Source organism: Sphingopyxis sp. Geo25, from assembly GCF_949769135.1.
GTDB lineage: Bacteria > Pseudomonadota > Alphaproteobacteria > Sphingomonadales > Sphingomonadaceae > Sphingopyxis.
The window spans coordinates 523,826-543,805 of the sequence record NZ_CATKOZ010000002.1 but is presented as its reverse complement, the minus strand read 5'-3'; the positions used below and the strand labels follow the sequence as shown (position 1 = coordinate 543,805).

The 19,980-nt window shown below is 65.6% G+C and carries 25 protein-coding genes and 1 pseudogene; 16 read left to right on the top strand and 10 right to left on the bottom strand.

Translation table 11 applies throughout. From position 1 onward, the window contains the following. Positions 1-69: 69 nt before the first annotated feature. The 10 genes and pseudogenes from QOL68_RS09865 (at position 70) to QOL68_RS09825 (ending at position 10,984) form a co-directional block, all read left to right on the top strand. Complete coding sequence (locus tag QOL68_RS09865) at positions 70-1,812, top strand: acyl-CoA dehydrogenase family protein (protein ID WP_282948517.1); 1,743 nt, start codon at positions 70-72, stop codon at positions 1,810-1,812. A gap of 115 nt (positions 1,813-1,927) precedes the next feature. Continuing rightward, a complete protein-coding gene (locus QOL68_RS09860; RefSeq protein ID WP_282948519.1) occupies positions 1,928-4,219 on the top strand; it encodes an EAL domain-containing protein in 2,292 nt (763 codons plus the stop codon). Between the two features lie 656 nt (positions 4,220-4,875). Then, entirely contained in the window at positions 4,876-6,828 is a 1,953-nt protein-coding gene (locus QOL68_RS09855; RefSeq protein WP_282948521.1) for a ribonucleoside-diphosphate reductase subunit alpha, read from the top strand. 67 nt (positions 6,829-6,895) lie between these two features. Continuing rightward, complete coding sequence (locus QOL68_RS09850) at positions 6,896-7,273, top strand: endonuclease domain-containing protein (protein WP_058457462.1); 378 nt, start codon at positions 6,896-6,898, stop codon at positions 7,271-7,273. Between the two features lie 69 nt (positions 7,274-7,342). Then, positions 7,343-8,407, top strand: coding sequence for a ribonucleotide-diphosphate reductase subunit beta (locus tag QOL68_RS09845; protein ID WP_058457461.1), 1,065 nt, complete (start codon positions 7,343-7,345; stop codon positions 8,405-8,407). A gap of 115 nt (positions 8,408-8,522) precedes the next feature. Beyond that, positions 8,523-8,753 (top strand): hypothetical protein, encoded by a 231-nt coding sequence (locus QOL68_RS09840; RefSeq protein ID WP_282948523.1) that lies wholly within the window; start codon positions 8,523-8,525, stop codon positions 8,751-8,753. Beyond that, positions 8,675-8,920, top strand: a pseudogene (locus QOL68_RS18960) (HNH endonuclease); the annotation flags it as partial. The gene QOL68_RS09840 and the pseudogene QOL68_RS18960, both read left to right, overlap by 79 nt. Positions 8,921-9,058: 138 nt before the next feature. After that, complete coding sequence (locus tag QOL68_RS09835; protein ID WP_282948524.1) at positions 9,059-9,583, top strand: hypothetical protein; 525 nt, start codon at positions 9,059-9,061, stop codon at positions 9,581-9,583. Between the two features lie 174 nt (positions 9,584-9,757). Further along, positions 9,758-10,072, top strand: a complete 315-nt coding sequence (locus QOL68_RS09830; RefSeq protein ID WP_282948525.1) for a GIY-YIG nuclease family protein — start codon at positions 9,758-9,760, stop codon at positions 10,070-10,072. 216 nt (positions 10,073-10,288) lie between these two features. Next, a complete protein-coding gene (locus QOL68_RS09825; RefSeq protein WP_282948527.1) occupies positions 10,289-10,984 on the top strand; it encodes a hypothetical protein in 696 nt (231 codons plus the stop codon). Positions 10,985-11,040: 56 nt separating this feature from the next. On the opposite strand, the gene QOL68_RS09820 is transcribed toward QOL68_RS09825, so the two are convergent. Continuing rightward, a complete protein-coding gene (locus QOL68_RS09820; RefSeq protein WP_282948529.1) occupies positions 11,041-11,550 on the bottom strand; it encodes a hypothetical protein in 510 nt (169 codons plus the stop codon). Between the two features lie 129 nt (positions 11,551-11,679). On the opposite strand from QOL68_RS09820, the gene QOL68_RS09815 reads away from it, so the two are divergent. Both QOL68_RS09815 and QOL68_RS09810 read left to right on the top strand, forming a co-directional pair. Further along, on the top strand, positions 11,680-11,844 hold the full coding sequence (locus QOL68_RS09815) for a hypothetical protein (RefSeq protein ID WP_282948530.1): 165 nt from the start codon (positions 11,680-11,682) through the stop codon (positions 11,842-11,844). A gap of 131 nt (positions 11,845-11,975) precedes the next feature. Then, positions 11,976-12,455: a hypothetical protein gene (locus QOL68_RS09810; protein ID WP_282948533.1), complete on the top strand. Its 480-nt coding sequence runs from the start codon at positions 11,976-11,978 to the stop codon at positions 12,453-12,455. A gap of 238 nt (positions 12,456-12,693) precedes the next feature. Here the strand turns inward: QOL68_RS09810 and QOL68_RS09805 are convergent, their stop codons facing one another. The 7 genes from QOL68_RS09805 to mnmA all read right to left on the bottom strand — a co-directional run bounded on the left by QOL68_RS09805 (position 12,694) and on the right by mnmA (position 16,907). Next, the gene (locus tag QOL68_RS09805; protein WP_058457137.1) at positions 12,694-12,933 is read right to left on the bottom strand and encodes a DUF2171 domain-containing protein; all 240 of its coding nucleotides are present in this window, start codon (positions 12,931-12,933) and stop codon (positions 12,694-12,696) included. A 136-nt stretch (positions 12,934-13,069) separates the two neighbouring features. Further along, a complete protein-coding gene (locus QOL68_RS09800; RefSeq protein WP_058457136.1) occupies positions 13,070-13,633 on the bottom strand; it encodes a thermonuclease family protein in 564 nt (187 codons plus the stop codon). Positions 13,634-13,921: 288 nt separating this feature from the next. Next, a complete protein-coding gene (locus tag QOL68_RS09795; RefSeq protein ID WP_282948537.1) occupies positions 13,922-14,248 on the bottom strand; it encodes a hypothetical protein in 327 nt (108 codons plus the stop codon). A 58-nt stretch (positions 14,249-14,306) separates the two neighbouring features. Beyond that, a complete protein-coding gene (locus QOL68_RS09790; protein WP_282948539.1) occupies positions 14,307-14,996 on the bottom strand; it encodes a DsbA family oxidoreductase in 690 nt (229 codons plus the stop codon). Positions 14,997-15,057: 61 nt separating this feature from the next. Next, positions 15,058-15,198: a hypothetical protein gene (locus QOL68_RS09785; protein WP_204991735.1), complete on the bottom strand. Its 141-nt coding sequence runs from the start codon at positions 15,196-15,198 to the stop codon at positions 15,058-15,060. An 89-nt stretch (positions 15,199-15,287) separates the two neighbouring features. Next, positions 15,288-15,716, bottom strand: coding sequence for a hypothetical protein (locus QOL68_RS09780; protein WP_282948542.1), 429 nt, complete (start codon positions 15,714-15,716; stop codon positions 15,288-15,290). A gap of 54 nt (positions 15,717-15,770) precedes the next feature. Next, the gene (gene mnmA / locus QOL68_RS09775) at positions 15,771-16,907 is read right to left on the bottom strand and encodes a tRNA 2-thiouridine(34) synthase MnmA (protein ID WP_058457142.1); all 1,137 of its coding nucleotides are present in this window, start codon (positions 16,905-16,907) and stop codon (positions 15,771-15,773) included. A 144-nt stretch (positions 16,908-17,051) separates the two neighbouring features. Between mnmA and QOL68_RS09770 the strand changes: the two genes are divergently transcribed. The 3 genes from QOL68_RS09770 to QOL68_RS09760 all read left to right on the top strand — a co-directional run bounded on the left by QOL68_RS09770 (position 17,052) and on the right by QOL68_RS09760 (position 18,175). Further along, entirely contained in the window at positions 17,052-17,426 is a 375-nt protein-coding gene (locus QOL68_RS09770; protein WP_058457134.1) for a hypothetical protein, read from the top strand. 10 nt (positions 17,427-17,436) lie between these two features. After that, positions 17,437-17,736 carry a CtrA inhibitor SciP gene (sciP, locus tag QOL68_RS09765; protein ID WP_041383255.1) on the top strand — a complete coding sequence of 100 codons (300 nt, stop codon included), beginning with the start codon at positions 17,437-17,439 and terminating at the stop codon, positions 17,734-17,736. A gap of 154 nt (positions 17,737-17,890) precedes the next feature. Next, entirely contained in the window at positions 17,891-18,175 is a 285-nt protein-coding gene (locus QOL68_RS09760; RefSeq protein ID WP_058457133.1) for a hypothetical protein, read from the top strand. A gap of 219 nt (positions 18,176-18,394) precedes the next feature. On the opposite strand, the gene QOL68_RS09755 is transcribed toward QOL68_RS09760, so the two are convergent. Both QOL68_RS09755 and QOL68_RS09750 read right to left on the bottom strand, forming a co-directional pair. Continuing rightward, entirely contained in the window at positions 18,395-19,006 is a 612-nt protein-coding gene (locus tag QOL68_RS09755; RefSeq protein ID WP_282948548.1) for a GNAT family N-acetyltransferase, read from the bottom strand. A 35-nt stretch (positions 19,007-19,041) separates the two neighbouring features. Further along, a complete protein-coding gene (locus tag QOL68_RS09750) occupies positions 19,042-19,236 on the bottom strand; it encodes a hypothetical protein (RefSeq protein ID WP_282948550.1) in 195 nt (64 codons plus the stop codon). Between QOL68_RS09750 and QOL68_RS09745 the strand changes: the two genes are divergently transcribed. After that, on the top strand, positions 19,235-19,927 hold the full coding sequence (locus QOL68_RS09745) for a hypothetical protein (protein ID WP_282948552.1): 693 nt from the start codon (positions 19,235-19,237) through the stop codon (positions 19,925-19,927). The two genes, QOL68_RS09750 and QOL68_RS09745, sit on opposite strands and share 2 nt — an antisense overlap. Positions 19,928-19,980 lie beyond the last annotated feature (53 nt).

Below are 19,980 nucleotides of genomic sequence, written 5' to 3'. Positions count from 1 at the left end.
CGTTTGATCGTCGGCCATGCCGCGCTATAGCGCCCGCGCAACGATATTCATCAGGAAAGTCGGCACCGCATGACTTATACGCCGCCCGTCACCGAACAGATGTTCGTCCTCGACCATATCGCGCGCATCGACGCGATGGCCGCCCATGACAAATATGCCGCCGCGACCCCCGACATGGTCGAGGCGATCGTCACCGGCATCGGCGACTTCGCGGCCGAGGTTTACGCGCCGCTCAACCGCGTCGGCGACACGAACAACCCGAAATGGCAGGACGGCAAGGTCACCATGCCCCCGGGCTTCAAGGAAGCCTATAAACAGTTCGTCGAGGCCGGCTGGGGCAGCCTCGACGGCCCCAGCGAATATGGCGGGCAGGATCTGCCCTTCACGCTTGCGACCGTCGTGATCGAGGCGCTCGGCACCGCCAATATGGGCTTCACGCTCTGCAGCATCCTGACCCCCGGCGCGATCCACGCGCTGATGGCCTATGGCACCGAGGAGCAGCGCCAGACCTGGCTGCCCAAGCTCGTCACCGGCGAATGGAACGGCACGATGAACCTCACCGAGCCCGCCGCGGGCAGCGACGTCGGCGCGCTCCGCTCGACCGCCGAAAAGGTCACCGAAGGACCGGACGCGGGCCTGTACCGGATCAAGGGCCAAAAGATCTTCATCACCTTCGGCGAGCACGACCTCACCGACAATATCGTCCACCTCGTCCTCGCGCGCACCCCCGGCGCGCCCGAGGGGACGCGCGGCATCTCGCTCTTCCTCGTCCCCAAATATCGCCTCGACGCGAACGGCAATCCGACGATTTCGAACGGCGTCCACTGCGCCTCGATCGAGCACAAGCTCGGCATTCACGGCTCACCGACCGCGGTGATGGTCTATGGCGACGGCGAGGATTGCCTCGGCGAGATCGTCGGCGACGAGATGGGCGGCATGCGCGCGATGTTCGTGATGATGAACAACGCGCGGCTGATGGTCGGCTGCCAGGGCGTCCAGATCGCCGAGCGCGCGCTGCAACAGGCGCAGCGCTATGCCGCCGAGCGCGTCCAGTCGTCGCTCGCGGGCAGCGCCGACCGCACCCCGGTGACGATCGAACACCACCCCGACGTCAAGCGGATGCTCTGGCGGATGCGCGCGCAGACCGAAGCCGCCCGCGCGCTCATCTATTACGCCTCGGCGCAGACCGATTTCGGCAAGCTCGGCGACGAAGCCGCCGCGCTGCGCGCCGAGGTGCTCATCCCGCTCGCCAAGGCGCACGCGACCGACATCGGCTGCGAGGTCGCGAGCATCGGCGTGCAGGTCCACGGGGGCATGGGCTTCATCGAGGAAACCGGCGCCGCGCAGCATTATCGCGATGCGCGCATCGCCCCGATCTACGAGGGCACCAACGGCATCCAGGCCGCCGACCTCGTCGGGCGCAAGCTCGGCATGGCGGGCGGCGACGGGATACGCTCGCTGATCGACGATATCGCGCGCGGCGCCGCCGATTTCCCCGAATTGGCGCAGCTCGCCGAGGCGTGCCGCCACGTTACCGGCTGGCTCGAAACCGCGAGCATCGCCGACCGGCTCGCGGGCAGCTATCCCTATCTCACCATGTTGTCGACCGCGACCTGCGGCTGGCTGATGGCGACGCAGCACAAGGTGGCAGAGGCCGCGCTGGCATCGGGCAAAGGCGACGCCGCCTTCCTCCAGGCGAAGCTCGTCTCGACGCGCTTCTACCTCCAGCAGATCGTGCCCGCGGCGACCGGCCTCGCGGCGTCCGCGCTCGCCGGCGACGCAGCGCTCGCGCCCGTTCCCGCGATCGCCTGAAACATCAGGATTTCCGCGCCCTCCGGCGACCTGCCGGAGGGCGCGGAAAGATTCATAATTAACGCGATGCTAACCATCGGCGGCTAGGACGTTCCGGCAATTGCTGGAGACGTGCGTGCCCATTCCGGTAAAGAGTCTGATTATCAGCTGGCGCACGATCGGCCTGTCGCTGCTGCTCAGCGTCGTCGTCGGCCTGTCGTCGGTCGGCGAGCCCGTCGACCGCGTCATCGAGGCGTCGATCGGCCGCGTCGCGTGGCGCCCGGTATCGGGCGAAACCGTCGTCGTCGGCGTCGATGACAAGACGCTGCAATCGCTCCAGAATCAGGAGCTCACCGTTGCCAATCACGCAAAAATCATCCGCGCTATCAACGCTGCCGGCGCAAAGCGCCTATTCGTTGACTTTTCCTATCGGCGTCGGCTGACCGACCCCGATCTGCTAAAGGTCGCCGCGGCCGTGCATCAGATGGGGGACCGGATCATCCTCGCGGTTCCCGCGGCCAAAATACAAGGCACCGAGGTCAAGGTCGACTATTGGCCTCCCGCCTCGATGGGGGATCGGGCAAAACGCGCCTGTATCTGTTGGGAGTATGAATTTTGGCAAGTCTGGCGGGTGCCGCTTGCGGTGTCGGTCGACGGCCGCGTCCTGCCCAGCTTCGCCGCGCTGCTTGCCAACCGTCCGCTCGACAAGCCGTCGGTGTTTCAGCTCGATTATTCCTACGACACTTCGACCATAAAGGAATATAGTGCGGTCGACCTGCTCACGGGCCGCGTGGGCGCCAAGGAACTTCGCGGTAAAGACGTCATTTTCGCGCCGACAAATTCGGCGGCGTTCGACCAGCATTTCCTGCCCGGCCATGACACCATGGCGGGCGCCTATATTCACCTGATCGCCGGTGAAGCGTTGAAGCGTGGCACTCCCATCGATCTCGGCTTCCTGCCCGGGCTTGCGCTGACGTTCGTGGCGATGATGGCGTCGCTGGCTTTTCGCCACGGCCGCTGGTTCGTTCGCATCGCCTTCGCGATGACGCTCGCCCTGATCGCCGCCAAGGTGGCGCTCAGCCTTTCGCTCGTGTCGACCCAGATCGGCGCCGCCTGCTTCCTGATCGCAACGCTCAGCGCCAATGTGTCGCGCACCCGTCGCCGCGACTCGGCACAGCGCGAAAACCCCGTGTCGGGGCTTCCCAATTTCGAGGCGCTGCGCTCGCAAACGCCTTTCGGCAGCGCGACCGTCGTCGCCGCGAAGGTCGTCAATTTCGAGGATCTCGCCGCCTTCATCCCCGGCGACGGCATCGGCCAGCTCGTCGAACAGGTCACCCGCCGCCTGCAACTCGCCTCGCAGGGCACCGTGCTGCACCACGACCTCGACGGCACCTTCGCGTGGCTCGTCCCTTATTATCAGCACAGCCAGATCGAGGGGCAGCTCGCGGGGCTCGCCGCGTTGTTCAACGCGCCGCTGACGATCGGCGAGCTCCGCGTCGACGTCGCGATAGCTTTCGGGGTCAACGACGAGTTCGAGGGGTCGAACGCGCAGCGCCTCGCCGCCGCGCTCGTCGCCGCCGAACAGTCGATTCGCACGCGCTCGCTGTGGACCAAATATACGCCGCGCGAAAAGGAGGATGCCGGCTGGCAGCTGTCGTTCCACTCGCAGCTCGAGGATGCGCTCACCGGCGGCGACATCTGGGTCGCCTTCCAGCCGCAATATGAGATTGCGTCGAAGCGGCTCGTCGGGATCGAGGCGCTGGTGCGCTGGACGCACCCGACGCGCGGGCCGATCCCGCCCGACGAGTTCATCGTCCAGGCCGAAAAGAGCCAGGACATCTATCGCCTCACCCTGTTCGTGATGGATCAGGCGATCCGCTCGGCGGCGCAGCTGCGCGAGCGGGGCATATCGGCGCATATGTCGGTGAACCTGTCGGCGACCTTGCTCGACCATCGCGACCTTGTCGGCACGATCCGCGTCATGCTCACCGCGCATCATCTGCCGCCCGAACTGCTCACGATCGAGGTCACCGAAACCGCGCAGATCGAAAACAGCCGCGAGGCGCGCCAGACGCTCGCCCAGTTCCGCCGTTCCGGCATCCGCCTGTCGATCGACGATTATGGCACCGGCCAGTCGAACCTCGAATATCTGACCGAAATCGAAGCCGACGAGATCAAGATCGACAAGCGATTCGTGATGACGATGCGCGATTCGCAGCGCAACCTCGAGGTCGTCAAATCGACGATCGAACTTGCGCATCGCCTGGGCGCCGTCGCGGTGGCCGAAGGCATTGAAGATGCACCGACTTTGGCCCTGCTCGAACAATTGGGCTGCGATATCGGCCAGGGATATCTGCTTGGAAAGCCGCAACTATTTTCCGAGCTGGTCAACAGCCTCGCCGCCACCCCGCAAAGCCGCACCGCCTAGCCGCCAAAATGGCCGTAATTGTTAAGGTTAAGACTCGCTTTACCATATCGATTAAGGTATATGCTGCGTTAACTGTTCTTCGTGGGCAGTGCCAACAGGAGATCTGACATGGGTTGGTTCTGGAAGTTCCTGGGCGGCGGCGGCACCGGTAACGGCGGCGGCGACGCGTAAGCCAGGATAGAGATCAAAAGGGTCCCGGATGTTTCCGGGGCCCTTTTTCTATGCCCGCCGAATGCCCACCAGACGTTGCGGTCACCCCCCGAATTTTTTCGGGCCGCCGTGCCTCTTTTGCCACAGCGCGCCAAACCCCGCGGAAACGCGGGCGATCGCGCTGTGAAGTGTGCGATCCCGTCGACGAAGCGAATCAAAATATCGACGAGTTGAGTCGCGAAGCTGTCATTTAGCGTCTTGCATCGACGCGCCGACGTGGCACTATGGATGGTGGGTAGACCACGGGGGCACCCCAACAAATAGTATTTGGCCGGAAGTGGCGGATTTCCGTCGTCCATCCCATATGGACACGGGAAAACCCCTTCTGCGCCCGAAAATAAGTGCCCCGACGGTCGCTGGAGATGCTAAGACTGGGGCTTCGCCCCGAGTCGAACAGGACGGGAACAAACGCGCTGCGCGCGCGTCGGGAAATGGGGGCGATCTAGATGGATTTTCGCGAAACAGAGCGGGTGGAGACGAACGACGTGGCAACGATGGAACTGACGAAGACGGACGCCCCGGCGGCCACCGAATCGAAGGCGGAGGGCAAGGCGGAAACGCCTGCGAAGCTTAACGATTCGGGCGAGCCCGCGGTGCACGCGCGCCGATTCGACGTCGCCGTCGACCGCAGCCGCGATTCGCTGCTCACCGACTTCGGCAAGGAGACGCTCGAGGACCGCTACCTCCTCCCCGGCGAATCCTATCAGGACCTCTTTGCGCGCGTCGCCTCGGCCTATGCCGACGACCAGGATCATGCGCAGCGCCTCTACGACTATATCTCGAAGCTGTGGTTCATGCCCGCCACCCCCGTTCTCTCGAACGGCGGCACCGGCCGCGGCCTGCCGATCAGCTGCTACCTCAATTCGGTCGACGACAGCCTCGAGGGCATCGTCGGCACCTGGAACGAGAATGTCTGGCTCGCCAGCCGCGGCGGCGGCATCGGCACCTATTGGGGCGCGGTGCGCGGCATCGGCGAACCCGTCGGCCTCAACGGCAAGACCAGCGGCATCATCCCCTTCGTCCGCGTGATGGACAGCCTCACCCTCGCGATCAGCCAGGGCTCGCTCCGCCGCGGTTCGGCCGCCTGCTATCTCGACATCTCGCACCCCGAGATCGAGGAGTTTCTCGAGGTCCGCAAACCCTCGGGCGACTTCAACCGCAAGGCGCTGAACCTCCACCACGGCGTCCTCATCACCGACGAGTTCATGGAAGCGGTGCGCGACGGCAAGGAATTCGACCTCCGCAGCCCCAAGGACCAGAGCGTCCGCGGCACCGTCGACGCGCGCTCGCTGTTCCAGAAGCTCGTCGAAACGCGCCTCGCGACGGGCGAGCCCTACATCATCTTCATCGACCAGGTGAACCGCATGATGCCGAAGCATCATCGCGACCTTGGGCTCAAGGTCTCGACCTCGAACCTCTGCTCCGAAATCACGCTACCCACAGGGCGCGACCATCTCGGCAACGATCGCACCGCGGTCTGCTGCCTCTCGTCCTTGAACCTCGAAACCTGGGACGAATGGAACGGCGACAAGCTGTTCATCGAGGATGTCATGCGCATGCTCGACAATGTCCTCCAGGACTATATCGACCGCGCCCCGCCCGAAATGGCGCGTGCCAAATATAGCGCCAGCCGCGAACGCTCGGTCGGCCTCGGCGTCATGGGCTTCCACAGCTTCCTGCAGGCGCGCGGCCTGCCGTTCGAGGGCGCGATGGCGAAGTCGTCGAACCTGCGCATCTTCAAGCATATCCGCGCGCAGGTCGATCAGGCGTCGATGCTGCTCGCCAAGGAACGCGGCCCCTGCCCCGACGCCGCCGATCAGGGCGTGATGGAGCGCTTCAGCTGCAAGATGGCGATCGCGCCGACCGCGTCGATCAGCATCATCTGCGGCGGCACCAGCGCGTGCATCGAGCCGATCCCCGCGAACATCTACACGCACAAGACGCTCTCGGGCAGCTTCTCGATCCGCAACCCGCACCTCGAGGCGCTCCTCGTCGACAAGGCGAAGAACAGCGACGCAGTGTGGAACTCGATCCTCGAAAAGGGCGGCAGCGTCCAGCACCTCGACTTCCTGACGCAGGACGAGAAGGACTGCTACAAGACCAGCTTCGAGATCGACCAGCGCTGGCTGCTCGAACTCGCCGCCGACCGCACGCCCTATATCGATCAGGCCGCGTCGCTGAACCTGTTCATCCCCGCCGACGTCGAGAAATGGGACCTGCTGATGCTCCACTACCGCGCGTGGGAACTCGGCATCAAATCGCTCTACTATCTCCGCTCGAAATCGGTGCAGCGCGCCGGCTTCGCGGGCGGGGTCGAGGCTGACAACACCGCCGAAGCGCCGAAATATGAACTCAGCGCCGAAAGCACCGATTACGACGAGTGTCTGGCTTGTCAGTAAAGCATAAAACCCCTCTCCCCTTGTGGGAGAGGGAGGGGCCCGTCGCCGCGTGAGCGGCGATGGGAGGGTGAGGGGAAGAGGCCGCAAGGCCGACCTCCCCCGGTGGACGACCGAAAGAGCGCGCACGCTCCGCCGCGAAGCCACCGATGCCGAGAAGCGCATGTGGCGCGCCTTGCGAGAGGCTTTTCCTCACGCAAAGTTCCGCCGCCAGCAAGCTCTCGGGCCCTTCTTCGCCGATTTCGCATCGCACGCCGCGCGGCTGGTGATCGAGGTCGACGGAGGACAGCATGGCGAAGCGGTCGCCTACGACGAAGCGCGGACACGCTTCATCGAGGGTGAAGGATACAGGGTGATCCGCTTCTGGAATGACGATGTGATGACGAATATCGAGGGCGTGCTGATGCTGGTTGAAACCGCACTCACCCCCTCACCCTCCCAAGGCTGACGCCTTGGGCCCCTCCCTCTCCCACAAGGGGAGAGGGAATCTGGACCGAGTTTCGACTGGAGTACGCCGATGCCATTGCTTGAAGCCCGCAAGACCTACAAGCCCTTCGAATATCCCTGGGCCTATGATTTCTGGAAACGCCAGCAGCAGATCCACTGGATGCCCGAGGAAGTGCCGCTGGGCGAGGATTGCCGCGACTGGGCGCAGAAGATCAGCGATCACGAGCGCAACCTCTTGACGCAGATCTTCCGCTTCTTCACCCAGGCCGATGTCGAGGTGCAGGATTGCTACCACGACAAATATGGCCGCGTGTTCAAGCCGACCGAGATCAAGATGATGCTGACCGCGTTCAGCAACATGGAAACGGTCCATATCGCGGCGTACAGCCACCTGCTCGACACGATCGGCATGCCCGAGAGCGAATATGGCATGTTCCTCGAATATGACGAGATGCGCGCGAAGCACGACTATCTCGGCACCTTCGGGGTCGACAGCGACGAGGATATCGCGCGCACCCTCGCGATGTTCGGCGGCTTTACCGAAGGCTTGCAGCTCTTCGCCAGCTTCGCGATGCTGATGAACTTCCCGCGCTTCAACAAGATGAAGGGCATGGGCCAGATCGTCAGCTGGTCGGTGCGCGACGAAAGCCTCCACTGCGAGGGGATCACGCGCCTGTTCCACGCCTTCGTCAAGGAACGCGATTGCCTGACCAAGGCGGTGAAGGAAGACATCATCGACTGCTGCCAGAAGACGGTGCGGCTCGAGGACGCGTTTATCGACCTCGCCTTCGAACAGGGTCCCGTCCCCGGCATGACGCCGAAGGAGATCAAGCGCTACATCCGCTACATCGCCGACTGGCGCCTGGGGCAGCTCGGCTTCCAGCCGATCTACATGATCGACGAGCACCCGCTCCCCTGGCTTGCCCCGCTCTTGAACGGCGTCGAGCACGCCAATTTCTTCGAAACCCGCGCCACCGAATACAGCAAGGCCGCGACGCGCGGCGACTGGAACCAGGTCTGGACCAGCTTCGACAACCGCAAGAAGGCGAAAGCCAACGACGACGGCGCCGCGGCGATCGAAGCGAGCGACGAGGGCGAAGATATGTTCGCCAAGGCGGGCATCGCCGCCGAATAATGTTCCAAACCCCTCCCCTTGTGGGAGGGGCGTTACCTTCGCGAACCCCGGCGAAAGCCGGGGCCCAGCGAGGCCAAAACGCCCCGCGAGACAAAACAAGAAGTCAGAGGCCAAAATGACCGACAAGAAAAAGCTCAAACTCCTGACCCTCAGCCAGCCCCAGCGCGCGACGCTCGAAGGCCTCTCGAACCGCCGCCCGCAACTGCAGACCGACCCCGTCCGCGACGAACTCGTCGCGCTGGGTCTGGTGGTGCAACAGGGCGCGAAATGGGCGCTGACCCCGACGGGCAAGAAGGTGCTGGCGGCAAGCTCGAACCGGCGCAATGCGGGCGGGTTTTCGGTTTGAAGCAATTGAAATTAGGGGTACTTCCGGATAAAGAGCTATACTGTCCAGTTGGGCGCTGCATCTACTGCGGCCAAACGAGTGGCAAACTCACTGACGAGCATATCATTCCTCGAGCCTTAGGTGGCGAGGTTATTCTCCCAGAAGCGTCGTGCGCGCCCTGCCAGATGAAGGTGAAGGAATATGAACCCCCGGTTCTGAACTACACGTTCATCCAGGCCAGGACGTTCCTAAGACTCCCGTCCGGCCATCGACCCACCGATTTAAGAATGGGCGTGTTTCGCGGTGATGCGGGACAGTGGCCAGACTTGACCGACAATCTGGAATGGGAAAACCTGCCCGTTGCAGATCATCCCGCGCAAATCATACTCCCGGTCTTTGCGCCGCCTCGGCTATTGTCGAGCTTGGAGCCTTCTCCGACATTTGATGTGGTCGGATTTTGCGTACGGCACCTCAATGGGCCGGTTCCGGATGAACGGCGACCTGACGGATTGCGCCAAGCAAATTTCATACAGTTCGGGCCGGATGCAATCTGTAAATTCGTGGCCAAGATAGCCCACGGTTCGGCGGTCGCCATGTTGGGGCTGGATCAATTCGAGCCCTTGCTGTGCGATGTCGTTCGGAACCGCGATCCCTATATATCAACGCTGGTCGGGAGCGACAAAGAACAGCATTGGCCGCTCCGCTCGGCTCTCCACCATGTTCAGCTAAACTTGCAAAATGGCTATCTCGTTGCACAGGTACAGCTGTTTGGGAGGTACGGTGTCACGCCTTTCGTAGCTGTCGTCGGAACGCCGACATTCTCTCTTCTGGAGACTCTTAAATCACGTTGAACTACCGCGAACACGGCAACCAATTAGCCAATTCTCAAACAGCTACACATCTCCCGACCCCATGGATGCCGGATCAAGTCCGGCATGACGATGTGAAGAGAAGCATCCGGTTCGACCCAATCTTCGTCACCCCGGACTTGATCCGGGGTCCATCGCCGCCCTAGCCTCCACCCCATGCACGCCGACTTCCAGCCCTGCGCCTATATCATGGCGAGTGCGCGGCACGGCACGCTCTACACCGGCGTCACCTCGCACCTGATCCAGCGCATCTGCCAGCATCGGGACGGCGGCTTCGACGGTTTCACAAAGCGCTACGGCGTCAAGACGCTCGTCTGGTTCGAACTCGCCGGGACGATGCACGCGGCGATCACGCGCGAGAAGCAGATCAAGAACTGGCAGCGCAAATGGAAGATCGAGCTGATCGAGGCAGGCAATCCCGACTGGCGCGACTTGGCGGAGGAATTGGGACTGCCGCCGCTGGGCGGGTAAGCGCCACCTTCCCTACCATCGTCATCCCGGACTTGATCCGGGATCCATAGCCGCGGCCGAAGCATGGACCCCGGATCAAGTCCGGGGTGACGAAGGGGGGAATGTCAAACGTCTTCGTGTCTTTGTGTGAGACTCGATCACCCCCGAATCCTATTTCGCACACCCCACCCCCAAACCCCCTTTCCTACATTCCCCCGCCATGCTCCAAACTGGCGGATGAGCCACATCGCCCCCATCCCCTCGCCCGATCCCGCCGCCCCCGCGCTCGACGCGCACGGCCACGACCCCGCCGCCTATGACTGGGTGCCGGTGCTGAAAAAGCGCCGCAAGGACGGCTGGTCGCCGGACAAGCAGCGCGCCTTTATCGAGGCGCTCGCCGACGGCGGGTCGGTCGCCAATGCCGCGCGCGCCGTCGGCATGTCCGAATCCTCCGCCTATCGCCTGCGCCGCTCGCCCGGCGCCGAGGCGTTCGACCGCGCCTGGTGCGCCGCGATCGAGGCCGCGTCGAAGAAACTGATCGACGCCGCGTTCGAACGCGCATTGATCGGCAGCGAGGAGCCGGTGTTCGACCGCGACGGCAACCGCGTCGGCCGCCGCCTGCGCCAGAGCGACCGGCTCCTCATGTTCCTGCTGCGCGCCTATGGCCCCGACTGTCTTCGCACGGCCGCCGCGCCGCGAACCGACACCGCGCCCGCCGCCCCGCCGGTGGCCGAGGCGCTGGCGCATCTCCACCCCGCCCCGCCGGCCGCGCCCGCCGCGCTGATGGCCCCCGACGACCTGGCGGTCGCGCTCGAGGTCGCCGATCTGAGCGATGGCGAGCTGCCGCGCTGGTATCGCGACGACGCCGGCGATGCCGACGAGCGGCTCGCGGCCCTCCCCCGCGATGCCGAAACCGGACCGCCACAAGGCTGAACTTTACTGAACTTTGGCCCGAAACTCGGCGGGGCGCGAACCGCCGCCGCGCCCCCTCAATTCACCGTGACCCCGACCGGCACCCCGCGCAGACCGCCCGCCGCGAACAAGACCCCGCCGCGCACCGCCTCGGCCGATCCGTCGAGCAGCGGCAGCGGCACCAGGGCGCGCGTCACCTCGCTGTCGTCGTCGACGACCAGCCGCAGCACGGGAAAGCCCAGCCGGTCGCGCTCGATCACCACGTCGCGGATCGCCGCCAGCGGCCACGACAGGCTGCTGCCGCGATAGAGCCGCACGCCATCGTGGAATACGTAACTCTCGCGCTGGCGCCATAGCCGCAGGCACGTCCAGAAGGCGAAGGCCGCGGCGAGCATCGCCACCGTCGCCACGGCATCGCCGAACAGCAGCGCGCGGATCATCGCCCCCGCCCCGTCGGCGCGCACCGGCGCCGCCTGCCCCCACGCGAGCGCGACGAACGCCAGCACGGCGATCACCTGCCCCGCGAGCAGCGGCTTCGCCTTCAGCCGCGCGACGACGATCATCTTCCGGTCCCGATATTGCATCATGCCGACAGATAGGGATGGCGGGGGCGCCGCGCCAGTCGCGAGGCGCGGGACAATGCGCCCCGGCCGCGCGGCGAGCCGCCTGCAAAAGCGTCGCAGCGATGCTATAAGCAAGGCGAAAGGAGAAAGCCCATGCAGGCCGTAACCGAAGGCGACCGCCGCAAGGAGCTCGCGACCTTGCTCGCGCAGATCCAGGCGCATCCCGAACGCGACTGGAGCGCGGCGCGAATGCGGATCGCGACGCTCAACAAGCTGGTTGGCAACAAGCTCGCCGGCAAGTCCGTCAAAACGCACTGAAATATCGGCGGGCGGTTCGTCGCGTACGCGCGGCGCCCCGTCGCCCGCCCGCGCAACATTCGCCGCATCCGCCGGTTTCTCTTGCCGGACGAGCGGCCGCTCCCGGCTGCCCGCAGGACAGGAGACACCCCATGCGCAATTCCCTCACGCTGCTCGCCGCGGGTGCGGCGCTGCTCGGCGCCCCCGCCATCGCGCAGGTTGGCGGAGTGGTCGGCGGCACGGTCGACACGACGGCGCAGGTCGGCACCGGCGCGGTCGGGAACACCGTCGGCAACGTCACCGGCCAGCTCGGCAATAGCGTCGATCGCGCCGACGGCGCCGTCAACGGTGCGATCGACTCGGCAAGGCTCACCGCCGCGACCCGCGAACAGGTCCGCGCCGGCGCGCAGATCACCGATGCCAAGGGCAACAGCATCGGCACCGTCCAGAGCCTCGACGGCGACAATGCGGTCGTGGTCGACGGCGGCAAGCTCTACAACATCCCGCTCGCGGCGCTTTACAGCAAGGCGAACAGCGTCACCGGGCCGCTGGTGACCAAATTGTCGCGCGCCGAGATCGCGGCCCATGCGCACGGCAGTGCGCAGGCCAGCGCGGACGCCAAGTCGCACTGACGCGCCTTCCCCACCGCCCGCTTCCGCGTGGGTCGCCCCTCGCGGGAAAATCGTGGACGCGGGCACAGGACGGAGCCGGGACGAACCACCCCGGCTCCGTTTCCTTTGTCGGTTTGGGTCATGCTTTTCGGGCCGGCTTTGCCCTATGAAAACGGCCCGCCCCAGGGGACAGGGCGGGCCAGTTTCAAGGTGCGGGGACGCCGGATTGCGCCCCCGCCATCTATGTCCGGGGGATGGACTATTCGGCTTCCTCGAACAGGTCGATCGCGTTGGCGGCGGTGGCCGACAGGCGCACCGTGTCGCCCTCGACCGCGGCGACCAGCCCGGCGGGAAGATAATGATGCTTGCCGTCGACGCTGTCGGCCTTGGTCAGCTTGATGCGTTCGCCGTCGATATGGTCGACCGTGCCCAGATGGACGCCGTCGGCGCCGATGACATTCATATCTTCCTTGATCGCGCTGTGGTCATGTTCGGCCATCGTCTGTCTCCTTGCCGCTCCGGGAGGGGGAGCGCATTCACCATACGCCCGAAAGGCGAGTCGGCTCCACCCCCTCCGACGAAGCGCCCCGCGGACAGGGTCGGCGCCGCGATCGGCACCGCCACCAGCTGGCCGGTCAGCACCAGGGGCGGCGGCGTCCCTCCCACCGCCGCGCGAGCCCTTCGCCCACCAGCATGTCGCCGACGCTGTCGCCGCCGCGGGTGACGATCCGCAGCTTGCGGTCATAGCGGTCGGTGTCGCGATCGACGCTTTCGAGCGTGAAGGCGCCGGCGTTCAGCCAGCGGAGCAGGCGCCCGGTCGCCGCCTCGCCCAGTTCGGCTTCCTCGGCGCAGCGCGCGGGGTGTGTCTCGGGCGTGTCGATGTCGGCGACGCGATATTTCTGCCCCTCGAACCAGAAGGTGTCGCCATCGACGACGCAATTGCGCCCGCCGCCGCTGTGGCAGAGCCCGAAGCGGGCCGAGAGCGTGTCGGGCGCCGCGGCCCCCTCGCGGAGCAGCGGGATGCCGGCCGCGGCCTCGCGTCCGCCCGGCGTCATGTTCAGCGCACCCAGCGTGCCGACGAATCCGCCCGCGACGACCATCGCAAGCGACAGCCCGAAGCTGCGCCGCCGCCGCGGCCGCTTCGGATAGGCACGGCGCCCGGGGCGCGGCGGTTTTCGGACATATCGACGGTGGGCCATGGCGGGCAGCCTGCCCGAAAGGGCTTAGCAAAGTCCCAACGCGGCGGCTCCGCCATGGCTGGCAAACGCCACTGATCGTATCCGGCGCGGCACCGTTTTGACCGATATCAAAGAAAAAGGCGCGGCGCGGCGCCAGACGGGGTCACCAGTCAAGGAGACCCGTCATGACCAATCCGCTCTTGCAAGGCCCCGTCCTGATCTTCACCGCGATGGTGGGCAGCTTCCTGCTCGTCCTCGGCCCGATCGCGCTCGCCGACCTGATCCGAAACCGGCGTTAGGCGCCGGCCGTCAGGGCGCGCCGCGCGGCGCGTCATCGTCGATCCCGTCCTCGCCGAGTTCGCCGTCCTCGTCATCGTCGCTGCGTTCGCCGCGATAGGCGTCCATGTCGATTCGGCCCGACCGCTCCATCTGGCGCATATGATCGACCAGATCGGGCGTGTCGCGATCCTCGTAGCGCGCCTTCGCCTTGCGGCTCTCCCCCAGCGGGCGTTCGCGCCGCGCCGCCTCGGCGACCGTCTGCGCCTGCGCGTCCTCGTCCTCCTGTTCGCGGTTCAGCGCTTCGGGCGCTTGGTCATCGCCATCAAGGGATTCATCGTCACGGGGGTCGTCGGCCATCGTCATCGCCTCCATTGCCAGGATCAACAGATAACGCGCGGCGGGACCGGGCCGTTCCTCAGGCCGCCGCGGCCAGCACCTTGCTCTCGATCACGCGGATGAACATGTCGGGATCCTGCGCGCCCGGCACCATCATCCGGCCGCCGAGGATGAACGCGGGAACCCCGGTCACATTCTGGTCGGCCCAATAGGCCTCTTCGACGCGGACCATCTCGCCATAATCGTCGCCCGCGAGGATCGCGGCAGCGCGTGTGCGGTCGAGCCCGACCGATGCCGCCACATCGGCGAGCACCGCATGATCGGAAACATCACGATTATCGGTGAAATGCGCCCTGAACAGCGCCAGCTTCAGCGCGGTCTGCACGCCCGTCGCCGCCGCCTGCTCGGGCTCCTCGAGCGCCCCCGCCCAGGTCAGCAGCCGGTGCGCGTCGAAGCTGTTGCGCATCCGGAACTCCGGACCGCGGTTGAAGGCGAAGCCCAGCTCGCGCGCGATATCTGCCAGCCGTCCGCTGTTCGCACGGCTCTGGTCGGCGCTGATGCCATATTTGCGCATCACATGCGCTGCCGCATCCTCGCCCTCGGGCGGCATATCGGGATTGAGCTCGAACGGGTGCCACTGGACCCGAAACGCCAGCCGCCCCTCGAAATGCGCCATCACCTTTTCGAACTTCAGCCAGCCGATGATGCACCAGGGGCACATTACATCGGACACGATGTCGACGGACAGGCGCGGCAGCACTTCGGTCACGGCAAATCTCCAACCGGCACGGCGACCGTCGCGTCGCCCGAGCCGCCCCTATACCATCGCGTCACTTCGTCGGCGACCGCCGGTCCTTGCCCGTCCTGCGCTCGCCCTCGCGGCGCTCGGGACCGTCATAGGCCGGATCGTCGACGACACGCCGATCCTCCCGCCGCCGATCCGCCGGCCTACGCGTCTTCTCGCCCGACATAACAGCCCCCCTTCCCGTAAAAAGGAAATCAGAAGCAACCCTGCCGCCAGTAACTCACATTATCGGCCAAAAGACAAGGAAAGCCCAATTTAATGCAGGGTGTCGGCGGCCGCGGCAATAGTATCGCCGCGCGACGCACGCCCCGAAAGCACCCACCAGCTTCCGGCCATCAGCAACAGCGTCAGCGCCTCGATGATCATCGCCTGCACGATCGCCGCGCCGACCGCATCGCCCAACGCCGCCCCGATCAGCCGACCGGCCAGCGCGGTGCCATAGAGCGCGGCGGGCACCAGCAGCGCGCCGGTCCAGCCGCGCACCAGCACACCGATGGCGGCGCTCCCCGCAGCGACAAGGAAGAAGGCCGACAGGTCGGCGCGCACGGTGTTCGCCGCAGCCCCGTCGACCGCGATGCCAAAGGTTTCGGTATAGGTCGCGGGATCGAGCAGCCCCTGCGCGCCCAATATGGTGAAAAAGACCGCCCACAGCAGGACGGCGCCGCGCAAGACCCAGTTGACCATCGCTTTTCTCCCTGATTTTCCTGCAGGCTGCGGCATCGGGAGGAAAAGCGCAATCTATTCCGCGGCGAACGTCTCTTCGATCCAGCCGCCGCCCAGCACGCGGCTCTCGTCCGCCGCGTCGTACAGCACCGCCGCCTGTCCGGGCGCGACGCCATATTCGGCCGCGGCGAAGACCAGCCGGTCGCCTGTCACGAGCGCGGGCACCGGCTTCGCCATGCTGCGCACCTTCGCGAGCACCGCACGTCCCTCGACGTCGGCGAGCCAGTTGGTTTCGCCGAGCCGCGCGCCCGATACCGCGAGCGCCCGCCGCGGCCCGACGACGACTTCCTTTGTCTCCGCATCGAGCCGGATGACATACAGGGGCTCGGCCTGCCCGCCGATCTCGATCCCGCGCCGCTGGCCGACCGTATAGTGGATCAGCCCCTTGTGGGCGCCGAGTATGGTGCCGTCGACATGGACGATCGCGCCCTGATCGTCGGCGTCGGGGCGCAGCTTGCGGACGAGGGTCGCGTAGTCGCCGTCGGGGACGAAACAGATGTCCTGGCTGTCGGGCTTGCTCGCAACGCCGAGACCGAGCTCGCGCGCGATGTCGCGCACCACGCTCTTTTCCAGCCCGCCGAGCGGAAAGCGCAGGAAGTCGAGCTGCTCCTGTGTCGTAGCGAACAGGAAATAGCTCTGGTCGCGCGCCGGATCGACCGCGCGGTGCAGTTCGGCGCCCGCCGGGCCCATGACGCGGCGGACATAATGGCCGGTCGCAAGGCAATCGGCACCCAGGTCCTTCGCGAGTTGGAACAGGTCGGTGAACTTCACCCCCATGTTGCAGCGCACGCAGGGGATCGGCGTCCGTCCGGCGAGATATTCGTCGGCGAACTGGTCGATCACCGTGTCGCGGAAGCGGCTTTCATGATCATGGACGTGATGCGCGAAACCCAGCCGGTCGGCGACCGCTCGGGCGTCGCGGATATCCTGCCCGGCGCAACACGCCCCGACGCGCTTCGCTTTCGCGCCATGATCGTAGAGCTGGAGCGTCACGCCGATCACCTCGGCGCCCGACCGTGCGGCGAGCGCGGCGACGACGCTCGAATCGACTCCGCCCGACATCGCGACGACGACTCGCCGGTTCTTCAGCGGTTCGGCAAGCTGGAAGTCGGCGCGGGCGAGGCCGTCGGGGGCGGAAATCGTCTCGATCATGGTCGGCGCCATCTAGGGATGCGAACCTCAAAATACCAGCTTTTCCGCGCTGTGCGTCAAGATATTGACGCCGGTTAAGCTTCGCTAACAGGGGCTGAAACGGGCATTTACTGGACCTTAGCTCCTCTGATCTAGACAGGCTGCATGAACGCCAGCCCGTCAAATATCCCGCAGCTTTCCGCCGCGACGAGCCTGTCGAACCCCGGCTTCGACATCCTGCTCGCCGTGTCGGAAGCACGCCAGTCGGCGCTGCCAACCGTGCGCATGGTGCGCGCGCAGGCGACTCGCGAACGCCACGCGGAAAAGATCGGCGCGCTGCGCGACATGCTGCTCGGCACCGCCCCCGCCGCGGCGTCCGAGGGCGTCCGGCCGGCGCGCTTCTTCGACTTGTCGGACCCCGCGAACGCCCTGTCCGAAACTGTGAATGACCTGTTTACCAGAGGGTTTCAGCCGATGTTGAGTCCCGCCGATCTACATCCCCTCTTGTCGGCTCGCCCGATCCCCCACGACGAAGATTAATGGAATGAATATGATCGAGAATCAGAAAATCCGGCCCGCACAGGTCATCGGTCCGCTCGGCGAACCGTTGACGCTCGACTCGCTGCCGCCGCCGACGACCACCCGCTGGGTCGTTCGCCGCAAGGCAGAGGTCGTCGCCGCGGTCAACGGCGGTCTGCTGACTGTCGATGAAGCGTGCGAACGCTATGGCCTGACGCTCGAGGAATTTGCCGGCTGGCAGCGGTCGATCGACCGCAGCGGTATGCCGGGTCTCCGCGTCACGCGCATCCAGCACTACCGCGACCTCTATGAGCGCCAGCAACGCTTCTGATAAAAGGACGCGCCCGAAGGGGTCATGAAGGGGGCGCCTGCGGGCGCCCTCTTTTTGCCCAAAATCCCGCGATTTCCGCGGCTTCGAAAATTCGATGCAACCTTGCCATTCACCGGGCGTTAAGCCCCCGAGTCAATTTTGGAGAGAACTCGATATGCGCAAGATGATCATCGCCCTCACCGCCGCATCGGCCCTGGCGCTCGGCGCCTGCCAGAGCAAGGAAGCCGACAAGGTGGAGGACCAGGCCGAAGCCCAGGCCGACGCGATCGATGCCCAGGCCGACGCAATGCCTGAGGGCGCCGCCAAGGAAGCCACCGAAGCCAAGGCCGACGCCGTCGAAGCCGCGGGCGAGGAAAAGGCGAACGCGATGGACGATAACGGCGAAATCGCCCCGTCCGAGGTCAAGGACGCCACGACGGCTCCCGCCGAAAAGAAATAAGGAGCTCCGCGATTGGGTCGCGGAAGGGCGCCCGGCGAAAGCCGCGGCGCCCTTTGCTTGTCCGCCGCCCGCCGAATTCATCCCCCTGTGCGCCACGTCACCGCGACGTCATGCCGTCGCGGCTAGAAGGGATTCGCGAGGGGGCGATCTCCGCTCCGTCACGCTCCCTCCCGCCGCGGTCTGCGACCCGCCGCGGCGGGCGGGACTAGCCCCAAATCTTCAAACCCCCAATTGCTCGAACACATGCTGTACGCCCGGCGCATCGGTGTCGGCGCGCAGCGCCGCGATCGCCGCTCCGACATCGAGACAATATTCGGCAACCCCGGCGCTCTCGCCTTTCCATGTCCCGCCCAATGCATGAACGAGGCGTGACGCTGCGCGATTCTCCGACAAGGTGTGGACATCGAGCCCGGTCAGACCCTCGGCATGGCAGTCGACGAGCAGCGCGGCAGTCATCATACGTGCCAGTCCCTTGCCGTGGAACTCGTCGAGTACCGCGACCGAATATTCGCCGACGCGGCCATCGGGCTGGTTGCGCACCGCATGGACCGCGCCGATCGCGGGCCATCCGGGGCATTCGCTGCAGATCGCGCCCCAGGCGATATGATCATGCCCGTCGACGTCGGCGAGCCGGTGGACGACCTCGTCGGGCAAAGCCGGCGCGGGCGAGAAAAAGCGCAAATAGCGCGATTCGGCCGACAGCCTGGCGATCCCGTCGCGAATGCGCTCCTCGTCGTCGGGCTTGATCGTGCGCAGGCACACGCGCGTCCCGTCGGTCAACGCGCTGTGGATGACGATGCCGTCGATCGGCCTTGCACGGGCTTCGGTCATAACGGACGCTCTTTACGGATGGGACGGAAGCGAAGCTAATCCGGGCGCGATCCGCCCGCAATCCCGTTGCTGGGTCGCGATCCTCGCGCCCGAATAATTATGCGCTGTCGGGCGACCGGCCCGCCGGGCAAATTGCCGAACATGCCGAAGACCTTGCCAGCCGCCAGGACTTCCAGCATGATCGGTCGTTCGCGGCCCGTCGCCGCGCCGAGGTCGCGCAGAAATTCCATGGCTAAAAAAGAGTGCCGCGTCACCGCGTCGTGCAACGGCGTGCCGAAACTATTGTTCGCGATCCGCGAGCTTGGCGGCGGCACCCTGCTGCTCGTCCTGCGCGGCAGCGAATATCCGATCGCGATCGGCGGCAAGATGCACCGCGTCGTCGAGCAGCGCTATTCGCTCCACATCGACCCGGTGTCGGGTCACGTTACGGTCAAACATTCGCTCCGCCTTTCGGACAGGCGGATCGTCGCCTTCGCGGCCTTCTCGCACGAAAACTCCGCCGTCCGCGCCTGGCCGGTCTTCTCGCGCCTCGCTCCCGATCTTCGTGCAAAAGCCTACGACCTCAAGGGCGCGCCGTCGGACCGCGATCTCGCCATCGCCGACTATAATCCACACGCCGCCAGCCTTGGCTATTCGGTCGTCGCGCATCGCGGGCAGAAACTGGCCGCATCGGGGGATCTCGCCCCCGCCACCCTTGCGCGCCTCTCCTTCGGCGCCTTCGACATTTCGATCGTCGCGCGCACGCTCGACCGTCCCTCTGCCGACGGCGCGCTGATGCACCACAGCGCCGAGGCGCCCATCGCCAGCGCCGGCGACGACACCATGGCCGAGCGGGATCTCGTCCACTTCATGGAAACGGCGCTCGGCCAGCTTCTCGCCGCCGACCGGCAGCCGGCACGGCGCGGCCGACTCGCGGGCTGAGCCCGGGCACCGGAATCCGCTTTCCTACAATGTTCCAATATGGTTCGTGATAA

Bases quoted from the DNA above. Each gene is read 5' to 3' on its own strand.
- QOL68_RS09865 (WP_282948517.1), top strand. From the start codon at position 70: ATGACTTATACGCCGCCCGTCACCGAACAGATGTTCGTCCTCGACCAT.
- QOL68_RS09855 (WP_282948521.1), top strand. From the start codon at position 4,876: ATGGATTTTCGCGAAACAGAGCGGGTGGAGACGAACGACGTGGCAACG.
- QOL68_RS09845 (WP_058457461.1), top strand. From the start codon at position 7,343: ATGCCATTGCTTGAAGCCCGCAAGACCTACAAGCCCTTCGAATATCCC.
- QOL68_RS09840 (WP_282948523.1), top strand. From the start codon at position 8,523: ATGACCGACAAGAAAAAGCTCAAACTCCTGACCCTCAGCCAGCCCCAG.
- QOL68_RS09830 (WP_282948525.1), top strand. From the start codon at position 9,758: ATGCACGCCGACTTCCAGCCCTGCGCCTATATCATGGCGAGTGCGCGG.
- QOL68_RS09825 (WP_282948527.1), top strand. From the start codon at position 10,289: ATGAGCCACATCGCCCCCATCCCCTCGCCCGATCCCGCCGCCCCCGCG.
- QOL68_RS09820 (WP_282948529.1), bottom strand. From the start codon at position 11,550: ATGATGCAATATCGGGACCGGAAGATGATCGTCGTCGCGCGGCTGAAG.
- QOL68_RS09815 (WP_282948530.1), top strand. From the start codon at position 11,680: ATGCAGGCCGTAACCGAAGGCGACCGCCGCAAGGAGCTCGCGACCTTG.
- QOL68_RS09810 (WP_282948533.1), top strand. From the start codon at position 11,976: ATGCGCAATTCCCTCACGCTGCTCGCCGCGGGTGCGGCGCTGCTCGGC.
- QOL68_RS09805 (WP_058457137.1), bottom strand. From the start codon at position 12,933: ATGGCCGAACATGACCACAGCGCGATCAAGGAAGATATGAATGTCATC.
- QOL68_RS09800 (WP_058457136.1), bottom strand. From the start codon at position 13,633: ATGGCCCACCGTCGATATGTCCGAAAACCGCCGCGCCCCGGGCGCCGT.
- QOL68_RS09795 (WP_282948537.1), bottom strand. From the start codon at position 14,248: ATGGCCGACGACCCCCGTGACGATGAATCCCTTGATGGCGATGACCAA.
- QOL68_RS09785 (WP_204991735.1), bottom strand. From the start codon at position 15,198: ATGTCGGGCGAGAAGACGCGTAGGCCGGCGGATCGGCGGCGGGAGGAT.
- QOL68_RS09780 (WP_282948542.1), bottom strand. From the start codon at position 15,716: ATGGTCAACTGGGTCTTGCGCGGCGCCGTCCTGCTGTGGGCGGTCTTT.
- mnmA (WP_058457142.1), bottom strand. From the start codon at position 16,907: ATGATCGAGACGATTTCCGCCCCCGACGGCCTCGCCCGCGCCGACTTC.
- QOL68_RS09770 (WP_058457134.1), top strand. From the start codon at position 17,052: ATGAACGCCAGCCCGTCAAATATCCCGCAGCTTTCCGCCGCGACGAGC.
- sciP (WP_041383255.1), top strand. From the start codon at position 17,437: ATGATCGAGAATCAGAAAATCCGGCCCGCACAGGTCATCGGTCCGCTC.
- QOL68_RS09760 (WP_058457133.1), top strand. From the start codon at position 17,891: ATGCGCAAGATGATCATCGCCCTCACCGCCGCATCGGCCCTGGCGCTC.
- QOL68_RS09755 (WP_282948548.1), bottom strand. From the start codon at position 19,006: ATGACCGAAGCCCGTGCAAGGCCGATCGACGGCATCGTCATCCACAGC.
- QOL68_RS09745 (WP_282948552.1), top strand. From the start codon at position 19,235: ATGGCTAAAAAAGAGTGCCGCGTCACCGCGTCGTGCAACGGCGTGCCG.
- QOL68_RS09750 (WP_282948550.1), bottom strand. From the start codon at position 19,236: ATGGAATTTCTGCGCGACCTCGGCGCGGCGACGGGCCGCGAACGACCG.